This is a genomic window from Burkholderia sp. Ax-1720, assembly GCF_011753035.1.
GTDB classification, from domain to species: Bacteria; Pseudomonadota; Gammaproteobacteria; order Burkholderiales; family Burkholderiaceae; genus Burkholderia; species Burkholderia gladioli.
The window spans coordinates 17,105-31,838 of the sequence record NZ_VWWK01000031.1 but is presented as its reverse complement, the minus strand read 5'-3'; the positions used below and the strand labels follow the sequence as shown (position 1 = coordinate 31,838).

Sequence of the window (14,734 nt, the reverse complement as noted above, 5' to 3'; positions counted from 1 at the left end):
TCAGCCGGGCGCGCGGCAGTGCTCGGTGAAGCGCACCAGGAAGCTCATGCAGGCCGCCAGCTCGTCACGGCGCACGTATTCGTCGGCGCGATGCGCGCGCGTGATCGAGCCCGGGCCGCAAACCACCGCCGGAATCCCGATCGACTGGAACAGCCCGCCCTCGGTGCCGAACGACAGCGTGGTCTCGCGCTCGTCGCCGAGCCAGCCGGCGCACAGCGATTTCAGCTCGAGCGAGCCGGCATCGTCGCGCAGGCCGGGATAGGCGGACAAGGGCTCCAGCTCGATGGCCGCCTCGGGCGCCACGCGCCGCATCTCCGGCAGCAGCGTATCGCGCGCGAGCGCCGTGAGCGCCTCGATCACCCGCTCGCCATCGCGCCCCGGCAACTCACGAATCTCGAAGTCGAACGCGCAACGGTCGGGCACCACGTTGACGGCCACGCCGCCCTCGATGGTGCCGGTCTGCACGGTGCTCCAGGGTGGATCGAAGCGCGCATCGCGCGCGCCTTCCGTCTCCAGCGCGCGGGCGCTGCCGCGCAGCGCCGTGACCAGCTCGGCCGCGTACTCGATCGCATTGACGCCGAGCTGCGGCTGCGCCGAATGCGCCGCCAACCCGCGCACGCAGCAGCGATACGCGCGCTTGCCCTTGTGCGCCGAGCCGAGCCGCATGCCGGTGGGCTCGCCGATGATGCAGCCCAGCGGCCGCGCCGCATCGCGCGCCAGCTCGTCGAGCAGGTCGCGCACGCCCACGCAGCCGATCTCCTCGTCGTAGCTGATCGCGAGATGGATCGGCACCGCCAGCGGCTCGGCGACGAAGGCCGGCACGGCGGCCAGCACGCAGGCCAGGAAGCCCTTCATGTCCGAGCTGCCGCGTCCATACAGGCGGCCGTCGCGCTCCACCAGCTCGAACGGATCGCTGCTCCAGGGCTGGCCCGCCACCGGCACCACGTCGGCATGGCCGGACAGGCACAGGCCGCCGCGATCGCGCGGGCCGATGGTGGCGTAGAGATTGGCGCGCGTGCCGTCGGCGTGCGGCACCAGCCGCGATTCGACGCCGTATCCGCGCAGGTAGTCGGCCACGAAGCCGATCAGGTCGAGGTTGGGCTGGCGGCTGATCGAGCGGAACGCCACCAGCCGCGCCAGCAGCTCGACCGGATCGCGCGGCGCGCTCATGGCTTGACGGCGATCACGTCGATCTCGACCAGCCATTCCGGGCGCGCCAGGGCCGTCACGGTCAGCCCCGTCGAGACCGCGTGCACGCCCTTCAGCCAGCGCCCGATCACGCGATAGACGGCCTCGCGATAACGCACGTCGGTCAGATAGACGGTGATCTTGCAGATGTCCTCGAGCTTGCTGCCGGCTTCCTCCAGCAGCATCTGGACATTCGCCATCGCGCGCTCGGCCTGGGCCGCGGCGTCGCCGATGCCGACCGATTGCGAAGTGTCGAGATCCTGGCCGATCTGGCCGCGCAGGAAGACCATCTTGCCGGCCACCACCCCTTGCGCGAGGTCGTTGTCGAGCGACTGCTCGGGGTAGGTGTGCTTGGTGTTGAACGGGCGGATGCGGATATGTTCCATGGGGAATCAGGCAGTGGCAGGGTTGGGAAAAGCGGCGAGGCCGCCGCAATGCGTGAGGCTCAGTGCGTAAGGATGCGGGACAGGAACAGGCGCGCGCGCTCCGAGCGCGGCGCCTCGAAGAAGGCGTCGGCGGCGGCATCCTCGACGATCGCGCCGCGCTCCATGAAGATCACGCGATCGGCCACGCGCCGCGCGAAGCCCATCTCGTGCGTGACCACCATCATCGTCATGCCCTCGCGGGCCAGGTCGGTCATCACCTCGAGCACTTCGTTGACCATCTCGGGGTCGAGCGCCGAGGTCGGCTCGTCGAACAGCATCGCGGCCGGGTCCATCGCCAGCGCGCGCACGATCGCCACGCGCTGCTGCTGGCCGCCCGACAGCGCCGCCGGATACTTGCCGGCCTGCGCGCGCAAGCCGACGCGATCGAGCAGCGCGAGCGCGCGCGCCTCGGCTTCGTCGCGGCGCCGGCCCAGCACCTTGAGCTGGGCGAGCACGATGTTGTCGAGCACGCTCATGTGCGGGAACAGCTCGAAGTGCTGGAACACCATGCCGATGCGCGCGCGCAGCGCCGACAGGCGCGTGCCGGCCGCGCCCACGCTGATGCCGTCGACCACCACCTGCCCGGACTGGAACGGCTCCAGCCCGTTCACGCACTTGATCAGCGTGCTCTTGCCCGAGCCCGACGGCCCGCAGACCACCACCACCTCGCCCTTGGCGACGCTGGCGGTGCAGGCGTCGAGCACCTGGAACGCGCCGTAGTGCTTGCCGAGCTGCTGGATCTCGATCATCGAAGCCTCCCTCGCGCTCAGCGCTTGCCGTCGAAATAGCCGGCGCGGATCGCGCTGCCGATCAGGTTCAGGATCAGGCGGCCGGCGGTGATGCAGGAGATCTGGTTGACGTCCTTCTCGGGCTGGATCTCGACGATGTCCATGCCGACCACGCGGCCCTTCTTCACCAGGCCGTGGATCAGCTTGCGCGCCTGCAGGAAGGTCACGCCGCCCGGCGCCGGGCCGGCCACGGCCGGCATCACGGAAGGGTCGAGCCCGTCGGCGTCGATCGTCAGGTAGTAGTTGCCGTTGTCGGGAATGCGCGCCAGCACGGCATCCATGCCGACGTCGTGCAGCTCGTAGGCGCTCACCAGCTCCGAGCCGTAGGCCTGCGCCGCGCGCAGTTCCTCGGGCCGCGCGCTGCCCTGCGCGCGCAGGCCGATCTGCACGATCTTCGCCACGTGCTTCATCTCCGAGGCGCGGCGGATCGGGCTCGACAGGCCCTCGCGCACGCCGTTCACCTCGTCGCGCCAGTCCAGGTGCGCATCGACATGCACCAGGGTGATCGGCCCCAGCGTATCGAAGGCGCGCAGCACCGGCGTGGTGATGCCGTGGTCGCCGCCCATCACGATCGGCAGCGCGCCGGCCGCGAGGATCTTGCGCACCGCGGCCTCGACGCGCTGGTAGTGGCTTCCCGGCGCGGCCAGGTCGGCGATCACGTCGCCGCAGTCGACGAAGCGGATGTCGTCGCGCTCCTGCAGCAGCGGGCCGTCGATATCGAAGTCGTAATGGCCGGGCGAGCGCACCACGCGGTCGGTGGCCTGGCGGATCGCGGCCGGCGCGTTGGTCTGGTCGTTGGTGAAGTCGGAGGCCGAATAGGCCGCGCCATAGGGCATGCCGAGCACGGCGATGTCGGCCACCAGATGGTCCAGGTCGAGGGCGAGTTCCGAGTACAGCAGGGTCTTGTGGCCGGTGCGCGGCGCGACCGTCAGGGCTTGCGTCATTGTCAGTATTCCTCTTTATGTGGATGATGCGATGAGCGCTTCGTCGGGAATGGAATCAGGCGTGGCGGTAGCGCGTCGCGGCGCGCTCGGCCCACTGCCCGGCGATGTCGAGCAGCACGCTGCACGACCAGTAGATCAGCGCCGTGGTGCCGAGCACCTCGACGTAGGCGAAGGTATCGGCGGTCAGCAGGTTGCTCTGGTAGGTCATCTCGGCCAGGCTCATCACCGAGAAGATCGAGCTGTCCTTGAACATCATGATGGTCAGGCTGGTGGTGGCCGGCGCGAGGAAGCCGAAGATCTGCGGCAGCACCACGTGGCGCTGCACCTGGAAGGCGTTCAGCCCCAGCGAGCGCGCGGCCTGCACCTGCCCGTGCGACAGGCTCGCCAGCGCGGCGCGCAGGATCTCGCAGAAGTAGCCGCCGGTATAGAAGGCGGTGGCGGCCACGCCGATCGCGAAGGCGGGCACCCGCAAGCCGAGCTTGGGCAGGCCGAAGAAGCTCAGGTAGACCAGGATCAGGAAGGGCACGTTGCGCACGATCTCGACATAGGCGAGCGAGAGCGCGCGCAGCAGGCGCGAGGGCATCGCGCGGCAATAGGCGGCCAGCGTACCGGCCACGATGCCGAGCGGGATGCCGAGCACGCAGACCTGGGCCGTCACCTTCAGCCCTTCGAGCAGCGGCCCGATCGAGGCGGTGATGATGGAAACGTCAATGGACATGGGACAGCCTGCGTTCGAGCCCGCGCGAGGCGGACGAGACCAGGAACAGGATCGCGAAGTAGACCGCCGCCGCCGCGCTGAACACCTGCAGCGGCTGGTTGGTCTGCAAGGTGGCGTCGCGCGCCACCGTCGCGAGGTCGTGCACGGCGATGATCGACAGCAGCGAGGAGGCCTTCAGCAGCATGGTGAACTCGCTGGTCAGCGGCGGGATCGAGCGCAGGAACAACTGCGGGAACACGATGTGGCGCCACACCTGCACCGGGGACATGCCGAGTGCGCGGGCCGCCGGGATCTGCCCGCGGCCCAGCGAATGCAGCGCGCCGCGCAGGATCTCCGAGATGTAGGCGGCGGTGTTGAGCGCCAGCGCGAGGATCCCGGCCTGCAGGGGCGAGAGCGTGATGTCCAGCAGCGCGGGCAGCACGTAGTAGGCGACCAGCATCTGGATCAGCGCCGGCACGCCGCGGATCAGGCTCACGTAGGCGAGCACGCAGGCCGCCGCCACGCGCCCGCCGTGCTGGCGCGCGAGCAGCAGCAGCGCGCCGAGCACGATGCCGATCGCGAACGCGGCCACGCTCGCGATCACCGTGGTGGCCGCGCCGGCCGCCACGTCGTGCAGGAACGGCCCGAGCATGGCGCCGTCGAGGAAGGATGCCGATGCCATCGCGCGCGCCTCAGACCGCGCCTTCCGGCAGGTAGCCGCTGGTCGGCAGGTTCATGGTGTAGCCGAACCACTTCTTCTGCAGCTGGGCCAGTTGCCCGTTCTTCTCCAGCTCGCTCAGCGAGGCGTTGATGAAGTCGCGGATCTCCTTGTCCTGCGGATTGGCGACCCAGGCCAGCATCTTCGGCTCGCCGATCTTGCCGACCACGCGGAACTGCCCCGGCTCCTTCTTCATCAGCACCGCGACGATGTTCGACGGCATGATGCCGATGTCGAGCGTCTTGTTCTGCAGCGCCACCATCACGTCCGGATAGGCCTGGAACAGCTTGATGTCGGCATAACCGGCGCCCTTCGCCTTCAACTGCGTATCGAAGGCCTGCGCGATCGGCTGCGAGGACGAGCCCATCTGGGTGCCGACGATCTTGCCGCCCGCGTCCTCGGGCTTGCCGACCGCCGTGTCGCCCGCGCGCACCACCAGCACCGTGTCGACCACGCCCACCGGCTGCGAGAAAGCGAAGCGGCGCGCGCGCTCCGGATTGATGCCAACGCTGGTGGCGACGAAATCGAACTTGTGCGTCATCAGGCCCGGCAGCAGGCCCTGGAACGGCAGGTTCATCTGGTTCAGCTTCACGCCGAGCTTGCCCGCCATGTATTCGAGGATGTCGTGGCCGTAGCCGGTCACCTTGCCGTTCTCGACGAATTCGAAAGGTTCGTAGGCCGCCTCGGTGCCCACCGTCAGCACGCCGCGCTTGCGGATGTCGGCCAGCGTGCCGCCCTCCGCGAAGGCGATCGACGGCGCGGCCAGCGCGAGCGTGGCGCTGCCCGTCAGGGCAAGGAATTGACGTCGGTTCAGCGGTCTCATGGCGGTGCTTCCTGGTAGCGGTGGGGGGTGGTTGAAGGCCAATGTAGACACGCCAAATAGTTTTGGAAATTCATTTTTTTATTGATATGGTTTCGGAAACCGAAACTTTCGCGGGGCGCGATCGATGAAGAAAATGGACCTCGACGAGCGCGACCTGCGCTCGTTGCGCGTGTTCTGCGCGGCCGCGCAGGCCAGCGGTTTCGCCGCGGCCGAGCGCGTGCTGGCGATGTCCAAGGCCTCGATCAGCCGGCACATCAACGAGGTGGAGGCGCGCCTGGGCCTCAAGCTCTGCGAGCGCGGGCCGGGCGGCTTTCAATTGACCGAGGGCGGCGAGGTGGCGCTGCGCGTGGCCTCGGAAGCGCTGGAGGCGCTGGAGCGCATCAAGCCCGAGGTGGACGCGGTGCGCGGCGTGCTGTCGGGGCCGCTGCAGTTGGGGATGTCGGAGCATGTGCTGAGCCACGAGGGCTGCCGCGTGCCGCAGGCGCTGGCCGAGCTGCACCGGATCGCGCCGCTGGTGCGCCCCTCGCTGTCGGTGATGACCTATCGCGATCTCAGCGCCGCGCTGGTCGAGCGCCGCGTGCAGGTCGCAATCCGCGGCGCCTACAAGCGCGCGGCCGGGTTTCGCCACTATCCGCTGTTCGAGGAAACCCATCGCGTGTTCTACCGGCCCGACGTGGCGGGCGAGTTGCGCGCGGCCGGCGATACGCGCCGGCTACCGCTGGTCTATCGCTCGCATCCGTTCGTGGAGGACGCGCTGTCGAGCCAGGGGTTCGCGCAGGGGCCGGAAGTGGTCGGCCTGGAGGCCGTGGCGATGATGGTGGCCACCGGCCATTGCGTCGGGCTGCTGCCCGAGCAACTGGTGGCGCGGCTCGCGCCGCGCTACCGCTTCGAGGTGCTGCCCGATTCGCCGGCCTATTCGGTGTCGTTCTGCGCGATCGTCGAGGAGGCGCGGCCGGTCACGCGCAGCGTCGAGGCGTTCCTGAACCTGCTGCTGGAAACGCATCGGCCTTGAAATCAGCCTTGAAACGAGCCTCGAAGGGCGGCACGGCCTTGCACCGTGCCGCCGCGCGGCGGCGTGCTGCTCAGGCGCTCGCCACCGGCATGCGCGCCTGCAGCGGCACCGAGAGGTCCTCGAGCTGCTCGCGCGTGAGCGTGACGTCGGCGGCCAGCAGCGCACGGCCCTGCACGTAGTCCTTGGTGGCGTTCACGGCGTCGAGCGCGATCAGGCGGCCGCCGCGCAGGTAGAGCACCAGGAACGAGCGCGCGGCCAAGTCGCCACGCACCGCCACCTCGTCATAGCCGTCGGGAATCCCGGCCATCTGGATGCGCAGGTCGTACTGGGTCGACCAGAACCAGGGCACGCCCGGCTTCGGCGAGGGCTTGCCGGTGATCGAGGCGGCCACGATCTGCGCATGTTCGAGCGCGCTCGGCACGCTCTCGATGCGCAGCGCGGCGCCGGCCACCAGCGGATGCGCGCGACGCGCGCAATCGCCGATCGCGTAGACGTCGGGCAGCGTGGTGCGGCACTGCGAATCGACATCGACGCCGTTGCCGCCCTGCGCACCCGCATCGAGCAGCCGTTGCGCGGTCGGCACGATGCCGATGCCGGCGATCACCAGGTCGGCCGCGATCGAACGGCCATCGGCCAGCTCGACCGCGCTGACGCGCCCGTCCTGCCCCTTCAGCGCGGCGACCTGCGCGCCCGTGACGATCTCCACGCCGCGCGCGCGATGCTCGCCCTCGATGAAGGCCGACAGCGGCTCGCCGGCCACCCGCGCGAGCAGGCGGTCCTGCGCTTCCACCACGGTCACGCGCACGCCGCCGAGCTTGGTCAGCGAGGCGGCCGCCTCCAGGCCGACGTAACCGCCGCCGACGATCACGACATGCTCGCGCCCGGCCAGGTCGGCCTTCAGTGCATCGATATCGTGCTTGGCGCGGATCACGTGCACGCCCGCCAGCGTCGCGCCTTCGCAGGCGAGCCGGCGCGGCGTGCCGCCCGCGGCCCACACCAGCTTGCCGTATTGCAGCGTGGCGCCGTCGGCCAGGCGCACGCGATGCGCCTCGGGCTCGATCGCCTCGACGCGATGCGCGAGCCGCACCTCGATGCCGCGCTCGAGCCAGGCCTCGGCGGTGCGAAAGCGGATCTGCTCGCCGCCGCGATCGCCGGTGAAATAGTCCTTGGTCAGCGGCGGACGCTCGTAAGGCAGCTCGGTTTCGTCGGACAACAGCATCACGCTGCCTTCGAAACCGGCCTTGCGCAGCTCCATCGCGCAATTGGCGCCGGCATGTCCGGCACCGACGATCAATACATCCACTACGTCCATCTGGCGTTCCTCTATTTTGTTATCCGGTCGATGCCGCGCGGGCGGCGCCGGAATGGGCCGGCGGCGTTTGAAACGCGCCGTCGCGTGCAGGGCGGCCCGCGCGATCGCGAGCCCGGGAGAATCGGCGTCCGTGAGTATCGCCGTTCATTGCGCGCGCGGCAACGCCCGGGCCGATGATTTCGCGCCGTGCCCTGGTCGGCCGATCGACTCCGCGGGCTCGACGTCCGGCCATCCCGGCGCATGCAGCTTTCCAGGCTATCGCAGGCTGGTCCGCCATCAGCGGCGAGGCCGCCGAGCGCCGCTAGCCAGCCGATCAAGCCTCGCGATCGATCGCCAGGCCCAGCGCATCCGCCAGTTCCTTCGCACTCCGCACCACCCGCGCCTCGCGCGGATAGGCGCGCGCATCGCTCGCGGCATCGAGCCAGGCCAGCACGCGCATGCCGGCGGCCACGCCCGCCTGCGCCCCGAGCGGGCTGTCCTCGACCACCACCGCCTCGGCGGCGCTCACGCCGAGCCGCGCGGCGGCGAGCCGATAGCCGTCGGGCGCGGGCTTGCCGGCCGCCACGTCGTGCGCGCTGATCGATACCGTCAGCCAGGCATCCAGGCCGAGCGCGCCGATGCCGGCGTCGAGCGTGCCGCGCCCCGCGTTCGACACCACGGCCTGGCGCAAGCCCGCGCGCTGGGCGGCACGGCACAGCGCGAGCGCGCCCTCGCGTGCGCGCAAGGTTCCGAGGCTCGCGGCGAAGGTATCGGCGCGCAGTTGCGACCACCGCGCGAAATCGAATGCCTGCCCGTAGCGCTCGACGCAGAAGCGGTAGGCATCGCGCCCGGTCATGCCGACGGTCAGCGCATGCAGCGCCTCGTCGGCCTGCACGCCGAAGTGATGCAAGGCAGCCGCCAGCGAGGCGAAATGCAGCGGCTCGCTATCGGCGAGCGTGCCGTCCATGTCCCAGAGGATCGCCCGGCAAGCGGGCTCGGAAGAGGATCGGTCGAGCTTGCCGCTCGCGTCGGCGGCATGGAACGAATTGCCGGTGTCGGTGGAATCGGAGGCGGGCATGAGAGCAGCGGAATTGAATACGGAATCGGCCATGAAGGCCTCGATTGTAAATCGGAGCAGGCCTCACTCCGCACCGGCGCGATACGAATCCCGCATCGATCGCGAGCATCGTCGATGCTTGGCGACGCAATCATTTTGTCGCTCGCATAAGCCACGCGCAGCGCCTATTGTGCTGAGACCGATGCGCATGTCCGGCCATCCGGCGACGCATGCGAAATGATCGCGATCAGGGCCCGCGAATTCATCGCGACGTCATCGAGGCTTCGTTACCGTAGTCGCCGACACCGCGTCGTGCGCCTCGGCATCGGTGCGATGTCCGTTCGACATTCCATTCCTGAGGGGGAATCCAGATTGAAAAAAATCCTGATCGGCCTGGCACTGGCCGCCGCTTCGATGTCCGCTTCCCTGACCGCCTCGGCGGCTGATCTCTGCCAGGGCGGCTCGCTGCTCACCGGCACCGTGTTGAGCGCGCCCGTGTTCGTGTCGGGCTCGCAGCGCCAAGGCATCTATCTCTCGCACACGCACGTGAACCTGCGCGGCACCGACGGCCGGACCTACGACGTGGCGATGGACAACGTGTTCGCGAACGGCTACCGCCGCAACCAGAAGAGCGTGCCCGATCCGCTGACGCAGATCCGAGTCGGCGACCAGCTCGAGCTGTGCGGCCAGCTCTATACCGGCGGCGACGTCGGCATCCACTGGGTGCACACCAACTGCGGCGACACGCCGACGCCCGACGAGCCGAACGGCTGGGTGAAGGATCTCTCGCAGCCGGCGCTCGGCAACAACCTCGAGAGCAACGAAACCTACTGCTATCTCTGGTAAGCAGGCCGCCGCCATGAGCACACGACGAGCACGCCGCCTGGGAACGCCAGCGATCATGCTGGCGGCGCTCGCGCTGGTGCTCGCCTGGTGCTTCGCGCGCGGCGGCAAGCCGGTGGGAAGTTCGGCGCCGGTCAGCGCACCGGTGGCCTCGAAGCTCGGGAGCACCGGCGCCTCGAGCTTCTCGAATCCCGAGGCGCCGGCCGGGCGCGCCGCCGTCGACGACGCGGGCGCGCAACTGGTGGGCAGCAGCGGGCGCCTGGTCGATCTCGGTGGCAAGACCGTCGCGCAATATGTGGACCAGTACGCGGGCGCGGCCCGGCGCGGCGACGCCGATGCGGCCTGGCATGTGTACCTGGCCGAATCGGTCTGCGCCGAGGCGGCCACGCGGCAGCCGGCAGGCGATGCGGCTGCATCGGACTCCCGAGCATCGGCGAGCCGCGAGGCGCGGCTTTGCGCGAACGTCAGCGCCGCGCAGGTCGACGAACGCCTGCAGTTCCTGGCCCAGGCCGCCCGCGCCGGGCGCGGCGACGCGCAAGTCGACTACTTCATCGAAGGGCCGTTCGGCCAGGGCAGCGCCGCGCTCGGCGACAACGCCGACGACCCGCGCGTGCGGCAATGGCGCGGCGAGGCACGCGAGCACCTGCGGGATGCCGCCGGCAACTGCGACCCGCTGGCCGCCGGGCTGCTGGCCAGCGCCTATGGCAGCGGCCAGTTCGGCGCGCAGGATCCGGCGACCTCGATCGCCTATGCCCTGCTCGCCGCGTCGGCCGGCAACGGCAAGTGGCCGCGCGAGCGGCTCGCGGCGCGTTTCGGCGCCACGCTGTCGGCGGCCGATTTCGCCGCCGCCTACGACCAGGGCATGCAGCAGGCCCGGCAAGCCTGCCCGAAAGCCGATTGATCGCCGTCAGCCTTCAAAAACCTTTCAATAAGTCAAGCCAGCTTCCGTGCCAGCGTCGCGAAACGTGCACACGCGGCGAAACGCCCCTTGCATTCCCTAATTACTACAAATTCAAACAACAATCTCGCCTTCCGTTGCGAGGGTGATCCCGCATCGCAACAACATCAATAATCCAAGCAAAAACAAATACTTATTATTTATCAGACGGAATTGGATGCTGCACCCACGTCGTTGTCGTTTTTTCACACAGACGCGACATATCAGGGAAATCCATTATCATGACGCCCGTAACTCCACCAAGAACGATCGTGAACCCCGTCGCCTCTCTCGCCGCACCCGTTTCGCTGGACCTGCCCGGTCCCGGCCCCATCATCAAGATGCCCTACGTCCAGACGGGCGAAGGCGATCTCGTCGTGTTCGTGCACGGCTCGCTCTGCGACTTCCGCTTCTGGCAGCCGCAACTGTCGGGCCTCGCCCCGCAGTTCGCCTGCCTCGCGCCGAGCCTCACGCACTACTGGCCGGCCGAGCCCTCCGAGGCGCTGCCCACCTTCAGCTGGAGCACCCACGCCGACCAGCTCGGCGCCTTCGTGCGCCAGCTCGGCGCCGGCCCGGTGCACCTGGTCGGGCATTCGCGCGGCGGCTGCGTGGCCTTCTACATGGCGCATCGCTACCCGGAACTGGTGCGCTCGCTGACGCTGTGCGATCCGGGCGGCTCGCTGAGCGGCGTGCCGAACCTGGCCGCGCCCACCGCCTCGCTGGAAACCAAGCGCCTGCGCACGCGCGCCGTGACGCTGATCGCCAATGGCGAGGTGGCCGCCGGCCTGGAGCTGTTCGTCGATTCCGTGAGCCGTCCCGGCACCTGGCAGAAGAGCACGCCGGGCTTCCGCACCATGGCCACCGACAACGCCCGCACCCTGTCGATGCAGTTGCGCGACCCGCTGCCGGCCTACTCGGCCGAGCTGGCCGGCGGCATCGCCTGCCCGACCCTGCTGATCGACGGCGAGAAGAGCCCGGCGATGTTCCGCGAGAACGTCGGCGCGCTGGCCAACTGGATCCCGAATGCCTCGCGCGTGACCATCGAGGGCGCCTCGCACGGCATGAACCTCGCGCGCCCGAGCGCCTTCAACCGCCACCTGACGGCATTTCTCAAGGGCGCCTAAGCATCGCCCGGCCGGCGGCGCGGCGAGATTCCCGCGCCGCCGGCTTTCAACTTCCCCAGCACCGCGCGCAAGCGCCTGCCGCGCGATAGAATCGGCGACGATTCCCGTTCGCCCCTTCGCGGCACCGCCCATGCGTATCCTCGTCATCGAAGACGATCCCGACATCCTCGCCAATATCTCCGGCCACCTCGGCAATCGCGGCTACATCGTCGATTGCGCGTTCGATGGCCAGCAGGGTTATGCGCTCGCCACCGCGCACGAATTCGACCTGATCGTGCTCGACCTGATGCTGCCCCGGCTCGACGGCTACAGCCTGTGCCGCAAGCTGCGCGAGGAGGCGCGGCTGGAGACGCCGCTCATCATGGTGACCGCGCGCGACACGCTCGACGATCGCCTGCAGGGCTTCGACGCCGGCGCCGACGACTACCTCGTCAAGCCCTTCGCGCTGGCCGAGCTGGCCGCGCGCGTCAAGGCGCTGCTGCACCGCTCGCGCCGCCCGGCCGCGCGCACGCTGCAGGTGGCCGACCTGGTCTACGACACCGAAACGCGCGCGCTGACGCGCGCCGGCGACACGCTGCGGCTGCCTCCCGCGCCGCTCAAGCTGCTGCAGATCCTGATGCAGGCGAGCCCCGCCGTGGTCCATCGCGCGCGGCTGGAGGAAGCGCTGTGGCTCGATTCGCCGCCCGACAGCGACAGCCTGCGCACCCACGTCCACCTGATCCGCCAGGTGATCGACAAGCCCTACGCGGTGCCGCTTCTGCGCACCGTGCACGGCATCGGCTACCAGTTGCAGGACCCGCAGCGTGCGCAAGCCTAGGCGCACGCTGGCGCGCCAGCTGCTGCTCACCTACGTGCTGCTCGCGGCGGTGGTGGGCACCCTGCTCTCGCTCGCCTCGCTGTGGACCATCGACACGCTGGAGGTGCACCTGCAGCGCATCGACATGGGCATGGCCGTCAAGCGGATCCGCGACGAATACCTGAGCGGCCGCGACGTGGGCCGCGAGGACCGCTTCTTCCACGGCGCGCCCGGCAGCGACGCGTTTCCGCCCTGGCTGCGCGCGCTGCCGCTCGGCTTCAGCAAGATCGAGCACGAGGGCCGCGAATGGCATGCGATGGTCGACGACCAGGACCAGGTGCGCTACCTGCTGCTGCGCGACTACACCGAGTTCGAGCAGCGCCAGCAGCATTCGCACTGGATCGCGGTGGCCAGCATGGCCGGCGCGCTGATCCTCGCCTTCCTGCTGGGCGGCGTCACCACGCGGCGCTTCGTCGGGCCGCTGCTGCGGTTGGCCGCGCAGGTCGGCGAGCGCCCCGCGCTGCCGCCGCAGACGCGCCTCGCGCACGAATACCCCGACAACGAGATCGGCCAGTTGGCGGCCGCCTTCGACGAGACCTACAACCAGCTCGAGGCGGCCCTGCAGCGCGAACGGCTGTTTACGGCCGACGTGGGCCACGAGCTGCGCACGCCGCTGATGGTGATCTCGAGCTCGGCCGAGCTGCTGCTCGACGATCCGGCGCTGGCCGAGGCGCAGCGCGCGCGCCTGCAGCGCATGCAGGGCGCGGCCCGGGAAATCGACCAGCAACTGGCCGCCTATCTGATGCTCTCGCGCGGCGCCGGCGACACGCACGGCTTCGCGCATGCCGAGGCGATCGGCGTGGCGCGCGACGAGACGCAGCGCTGGCAGGCGCGCGCCGCGCAACTCGGCTTCGCGCTGGAACTGGCGATCGACGAGCCGGAGGTGCGGGCCGCGCCGCGTTATCCGTCTGCACTGCTGCGCATCGTGCTGTCGAACCTGATCCGCAATGCCCTGCAGCATGCCGGCGGCGGCACGCGGATCCGCGTGCGCGCCGCCGCGCGCTCGCTGGAAGTCGAGGACGACGGCCCGGGCATCGCGCCCGAGGCGCAGGCCGCCATGTTCGCCCCTTTCGTGCAGGGCACCAACGCCGGCGCCGACAATCTCGGCCTCGGCCTGTCGCTGGTGCAGCGCATCTGCCAGCACCAGGGCTGGCGCGTGACGCTCGATTCGGCGCCGGGGCGAGGCTGCCGGTTCCGCATCGACCTGCGCGACGAGCCGGCCGCGCCGGGCGCCTCGAACCACGCCTGACAGCGCGTGCAAGGTCCGGTGCCCCGCCCGCGGCTCAGCTATCGGCCCACATCCGCAGCAGGTTGTGATAACTGCCCGCCAGTTGCAGCAGCGAGGCCTCGTCCGCGCCCTGCTGTGTGAGCCGCTGGATCGCCACATCCATCTCCAGCAGCAGGCTGCGCTGCGCATCCTCGCGCACCAGGCTCTCGACCCAGAAGAACGAGGCGAGCCGCTCGCCGCGCGTGACGGGCGCCACGCGATGCAGGCTCGAACCCGGGTAGAGCACCAGGTTGCCGGCCGCGAGCTTGACGGCATGCTCGCCGAAGGTGTCGCGCACCACCAGCTCGCCGCCCTCGTAGCTGTCGGGCTCGCTCAGGAACAGCGTGGCCGACAGGTCGGTGCGCACGCGCTCGCGCGATTCGCGGATGCCGCGCACGGCATTGTCGACATGGAAGCCGAAGGCCTCGCCGCCCGCGTAGCAGTTGAACAGCGGCGGGTAGATCTTCCTGGGCAGCGCGGCCGACATGAACACCGCGTGCTGCGCGAGACGCCGGATGATCTCGTCGCCGATCTCGCGCGCCAGCGGGTCGTCGCCGGCCAGTTGCCGGTTGTCCTTCACGCGCTGCGACTGCGCGCCGGCCGTGACGCGGCCGTCCACCCATTCGGCCGCACGCAGCCGCGCCGCGATCGCCCTCGCTTCCTCCGGGCTGAACACGCCCGGTACCTCGACCATCATGATCATCCTCCTTGCCGGTTCGAAACAGCGGCCGCGCCCGGCAGGCGGGGCCGCCCGTCATTGCCCA

At 69.7% G+C, this 14,734-nt stretch carries 16 protein-coding genes; 6 read left to right on the top strand and 10 right to left on the bottom strand.

Annotation, left to right across the window (positions count from 1 at the left end):
• The 7 genes from argE to F3J18_RS12525 are packed head-to-tail and all read right to left on the bottom strand — an operon-like array spanning position 1 to position 5,583.
• Positions 1–1,170, bottom strand: a complete 1,170-nt coding sequence (gene argE / locus F3J18_RS12555; RefSeq protein ID WP_166912978.1) for an acetylornithine deacetylase — start codon at positions 1,168–1,170, stop codon at positions 1–3.
• A complete protein-coding gene (locus tag F3J18_RS12550) occupies positions 1,167–1,574 on the bottom strand; it encodes a RidA family protein (RefSeq protein WP_025100665.1) in 408 nt (135 codons plus the stop codon). Before F3J18_RS12550 ends, argE begins: the two co-directional genes overlap by 4 nt.
• Positions 1,575–1,633: 59 nt before the next feature.
• The gene (locus tag F3J18_RS12545; protein ID WP_166912977.1) at positions 1,634–2,362 is read right to left on the bottom strand and encodes an amino acid ABC transporter ATP-binding protein; all 729 of its coding nucleotides are present in this window, start codon (positions 2,360–2,362) and stop codon (positions 1,634–1,636) included.
• 17 nt (positions 2,363–2,379) lie between these two features.
• Complete coding sequence (locus F3J18_RS12540; RefSeq protein WP_166912976.1) at positions 2,380–3,345, bottom strand: agmatinase; 966 nt, start codon at positions 3,343–3,345, stop codon at positions 2,380–2,382.
• A gap of 55 nt (positions 3,346–3,400) precedes the next feature.
• Positions 3,401–4,063 (bottom strand): amino acid ABC transporter permease, encoded by a 663-nt coding sequence (locus F3J18_RS12535; protein ID WP_025100662.1) that lies wholly within the window; start codon positions 4,061–4,063, stop codon positions 3,401–3,403.
• The gene (locus tag F3J18_RS12530) at positions 4,053–4,724 is read right to left on the bottom strand and encodes an amino acid ABC transporter permease (RefSeq protein WP_025100661.1); all 672 of its coding nucleotides are present in this window, start codon (positions 4,722–4,724) and stop codon (positions 4,053–4,055) included. The genes F3J18_RS12535 and F3J18_RS12530 overlap by 11 nt, the downstream gene beginning before the upstream one ends.
• A 10-nt stretch (positions 4,725–4,734) precedes the next feature.
• A complete protein-coding gene (locus tag F3J18_RS12525; RefSeq protein ID WP_025100660.1) occupies positions 4,735–5,583 on the bottom strand; it encodes a transporter substrate-binding domain-containing protein in 849 nt (282 codons plus the stop codon).
• Between the two features lie 124 nt (positions 5,584–5,707).
• On the opposite strand from F3J18_RS12525, the gene F3J18_RS12520 reads away from it, so the two are divergent.
• On the top strand, positions 5,708–6,595 hold the full coding sequence (locus F3J18_RS12520; RefSeq protein ID WP_025100659.1) for a LysR family transcriptional regulator: 888 nt from the start codon (positions 5,708–5,710) through the stop codon (positions 6,593–6,595).
• Positions 6,596–6,665: 70 nt separating this feature from the next.
• Here F3J18_RS12520 and F3J18_RS12515 read toward each other — a convergent pair whose 3' ends face one another.
• Both F3J18_RS12515 and F3J18_RS12510 read right to left on the bottom strand, forming a co-directional pair.
• Positions 6,666–7,907 (bottom strand): FAD-dependent oxidoreductase, encoded by a 1,242-nt coding sequence (locus F3J18_RS12515; protein ID WP_166912975.1) that lies wholly within the window; start codon positions 7,905–7,907, stop codon positions 6,666–6,668.
• 313 nt (positions 7,908–8,220) lie between these two features.
• Positions 8,221–8,997, bottom strand: coding sequence for an HAD family phosphatase (locus F3J18_RS12510; RefSeq protein ID WP_240155431.1), 777 nt, complete (start codon positions 8,995–8,997; stop codon positions 8,221–8,223).
• 318 nt (positions 8,998–9,315) lie between these two features.
• Between F3J18_RS12510 and F3J18_RS12505 the strand changes: the two genes are divergently transcribed.
• The 5 genes from F3J18_RS12505 (at position 9,316) to F3J18_RS12485 (ending at position 13,952) form a co-directional block, all read left to right on the top strand.
• Positions 9,316–9,789, top strand: a complete 474-nt coding sequence (locus tag F3J18_RS12505; RefSeq protein ID WP_025100656.1) for a hypothetical protein — start codon at positions 9,316–9,318, stop codon at positions 9,787–9,789.
• A 13-nt stretch (positions 9,790–9,802) separates the two neighbouring features.
• Positions 9,803–10,687, top strand: a complete 885-nt coding sequence (locus tag F3J18_RS12500) for a sel1 repeat family protein (protein ID WP_166912973.1) — start codon at positions 9,803–9,805, stop codon at positions 10,685–10,687.
• A 308-nt stretch (positions 10,688–10,995) separates the two neighbouring features.
• The gene (locus F3J18_RS12495; protein WP_025100654.1) at positions 10,996–11,847 is read left to right on the top strand and encodes an alpha/beta hydrolase; all 852 of its coding nucleotides are present in this window, start codon (positions 10,996–10,998) and stop codon (positions 11,845–11,847) included.
• A gap of 130 nt (positions 11,848–11,977) precedes the next feature.
• Positions 11,978–12,664 carry a response regulator transcription factor gene (locus F3J18_RS12490; protein ID WP_025100653.1) on the top strand — a complete coding sequence of 229 codons (687 nt, stop codon included), beginning with the start codon at positions 11,978–11,980 and terminating at the stop codon, positions 12,662–12,664.
• On the top strand, positions 12,651–13,952 hold the full coding sequence (locus F3J18_RS12485; protein ID WP_166912972.1) for a HAMP domain-containing sensor histidine kinase: 1,302 nt from the start codon (positions 12,651–12,653) through the stop codon (positions 13,950–13,952). Before F3J18_RS12490 ends, F3J18_RS12485 begins: the two co-directional genes overlap by 14 nt.
• A 34-nt stretch (positions 13,953–13,986) precedes the next feature.
• Here F3J18_RS12485 and F3J18_RS12480 read toward each other — a convergent pair whose 3' ends face one another.
• Positions 13,987–14,667: a Fe2+-dependent dioxygenase gene (locus F3J18_RS12480; protein WP_166912971.1), complete on the bottom strand. Its 681-nt coding sequence runs from the start codon at positions 14,665–14,667 to the stop codon at positions 13,987–13,989.
• Between the last annotated feature and the right edge of the window lie 67 nt (positions 14,668–14,734).

What these genes read in the sequence shown, in the direction of transcription:
- argE (WP_166912978.1), bottom strand. Translation starts at nt 1,170, where the DNA reads ATGAGCGCGCCGCGCGATCCGGTCGAGCTGCTGGCGCGGCTGGTGGCG.
- F3J18_RS12550 (WP_025100665.1), bottom strand. Translation starts at nt 1,574, where the DNA reads ATGGAACATATCCGCATCCGCCCGTTCAACACCAAGCACACCTACCCC.
- F3J18_RS12545 (WP_166912977.1), bottom strand. Translation starts at nt 2,362, where the DNA reads ATGATCGAGATCCAGCAGCTCGGCAAGCACTACGGCGCGTTCCAGGTG.
- F3J18_RS12540 (WP_166912976.1), bottom strand. Translation starts at nt 3,345, where the DNA reads ATGACGCAAGCCCTGACGGTCGCGCCGCGCACCGGCCACAAGACCCTG.
- F3J18_RS12535 (WP_025100662.1), bottom strand. Translation starts at nt 4,063, where the DNA reads ATGTCCATTGACGTTTCCATCATCACCGCCTCGATCGGGCCGCTGCTC.
- F3J18_RS12530 (WP_025100661.1), bottom strand. Translation starts at nt 4,724, where the DNA reads ATGGCATCGGCATCCTTCCTCGACGGCGCCATGCTCGGGCCGTTCCTG.
- F3J18_RS12525 (WP_025100660.1), bottom strand. Translation starts at nt 5,583, where the DNA reads ATGAGACCGCTGAACCGACGTCAATTCCTTGCCCTGACGGGCAGCGCC.
- F3J18_RS12520 (WP_025100659.1), top strand. Translation starts at nt 5,708, where the DNA reads ATGAAGAAAATGGACCTCGACGAGCGCGACCTGCGCTCGTTGCGCGTG.
- F3J18_RS12515 (WP_166912975.1), bottom strand. Translation starts at nt 7,907, where the DNA reads ATGGACGTAGTGGATGTATTGATCGTCGGTGCCGGACATGCCGGCGCC.
- F3J18_RS12510 (WP_240155431.1), bottom strand. Translation starts at nt 8,997, where the DNA reads ATGGCCGATTCCGTATTCAATTCCGCTGCTCTCATGCCCGCCTCCGAT.
- F3J18_RS12500 (WP_166912973.1), top strand. Translation starts at nt 9,803, where the DNA reads ATGAGCACACGACGAGCACGCCGCCTGGGAACGCCAGCGATCATGCTG.
- F3J18_RS12490 (WP_025100653.1), top strand. Translation starts at nt 11,978, where the DNA reads ATGCGTATCCTCGTCATCGAAGACGATCCCGACATCCTCGCCAATATC.
- F3J18_RS12480 (WP_166912971.1), bottom strand. Translation starts at nt 14,667, where the DNA reads ATGATGGTCGAGGTACCGGGCGTGTTCAGCCCGGAGGAAGCGAGGGCG.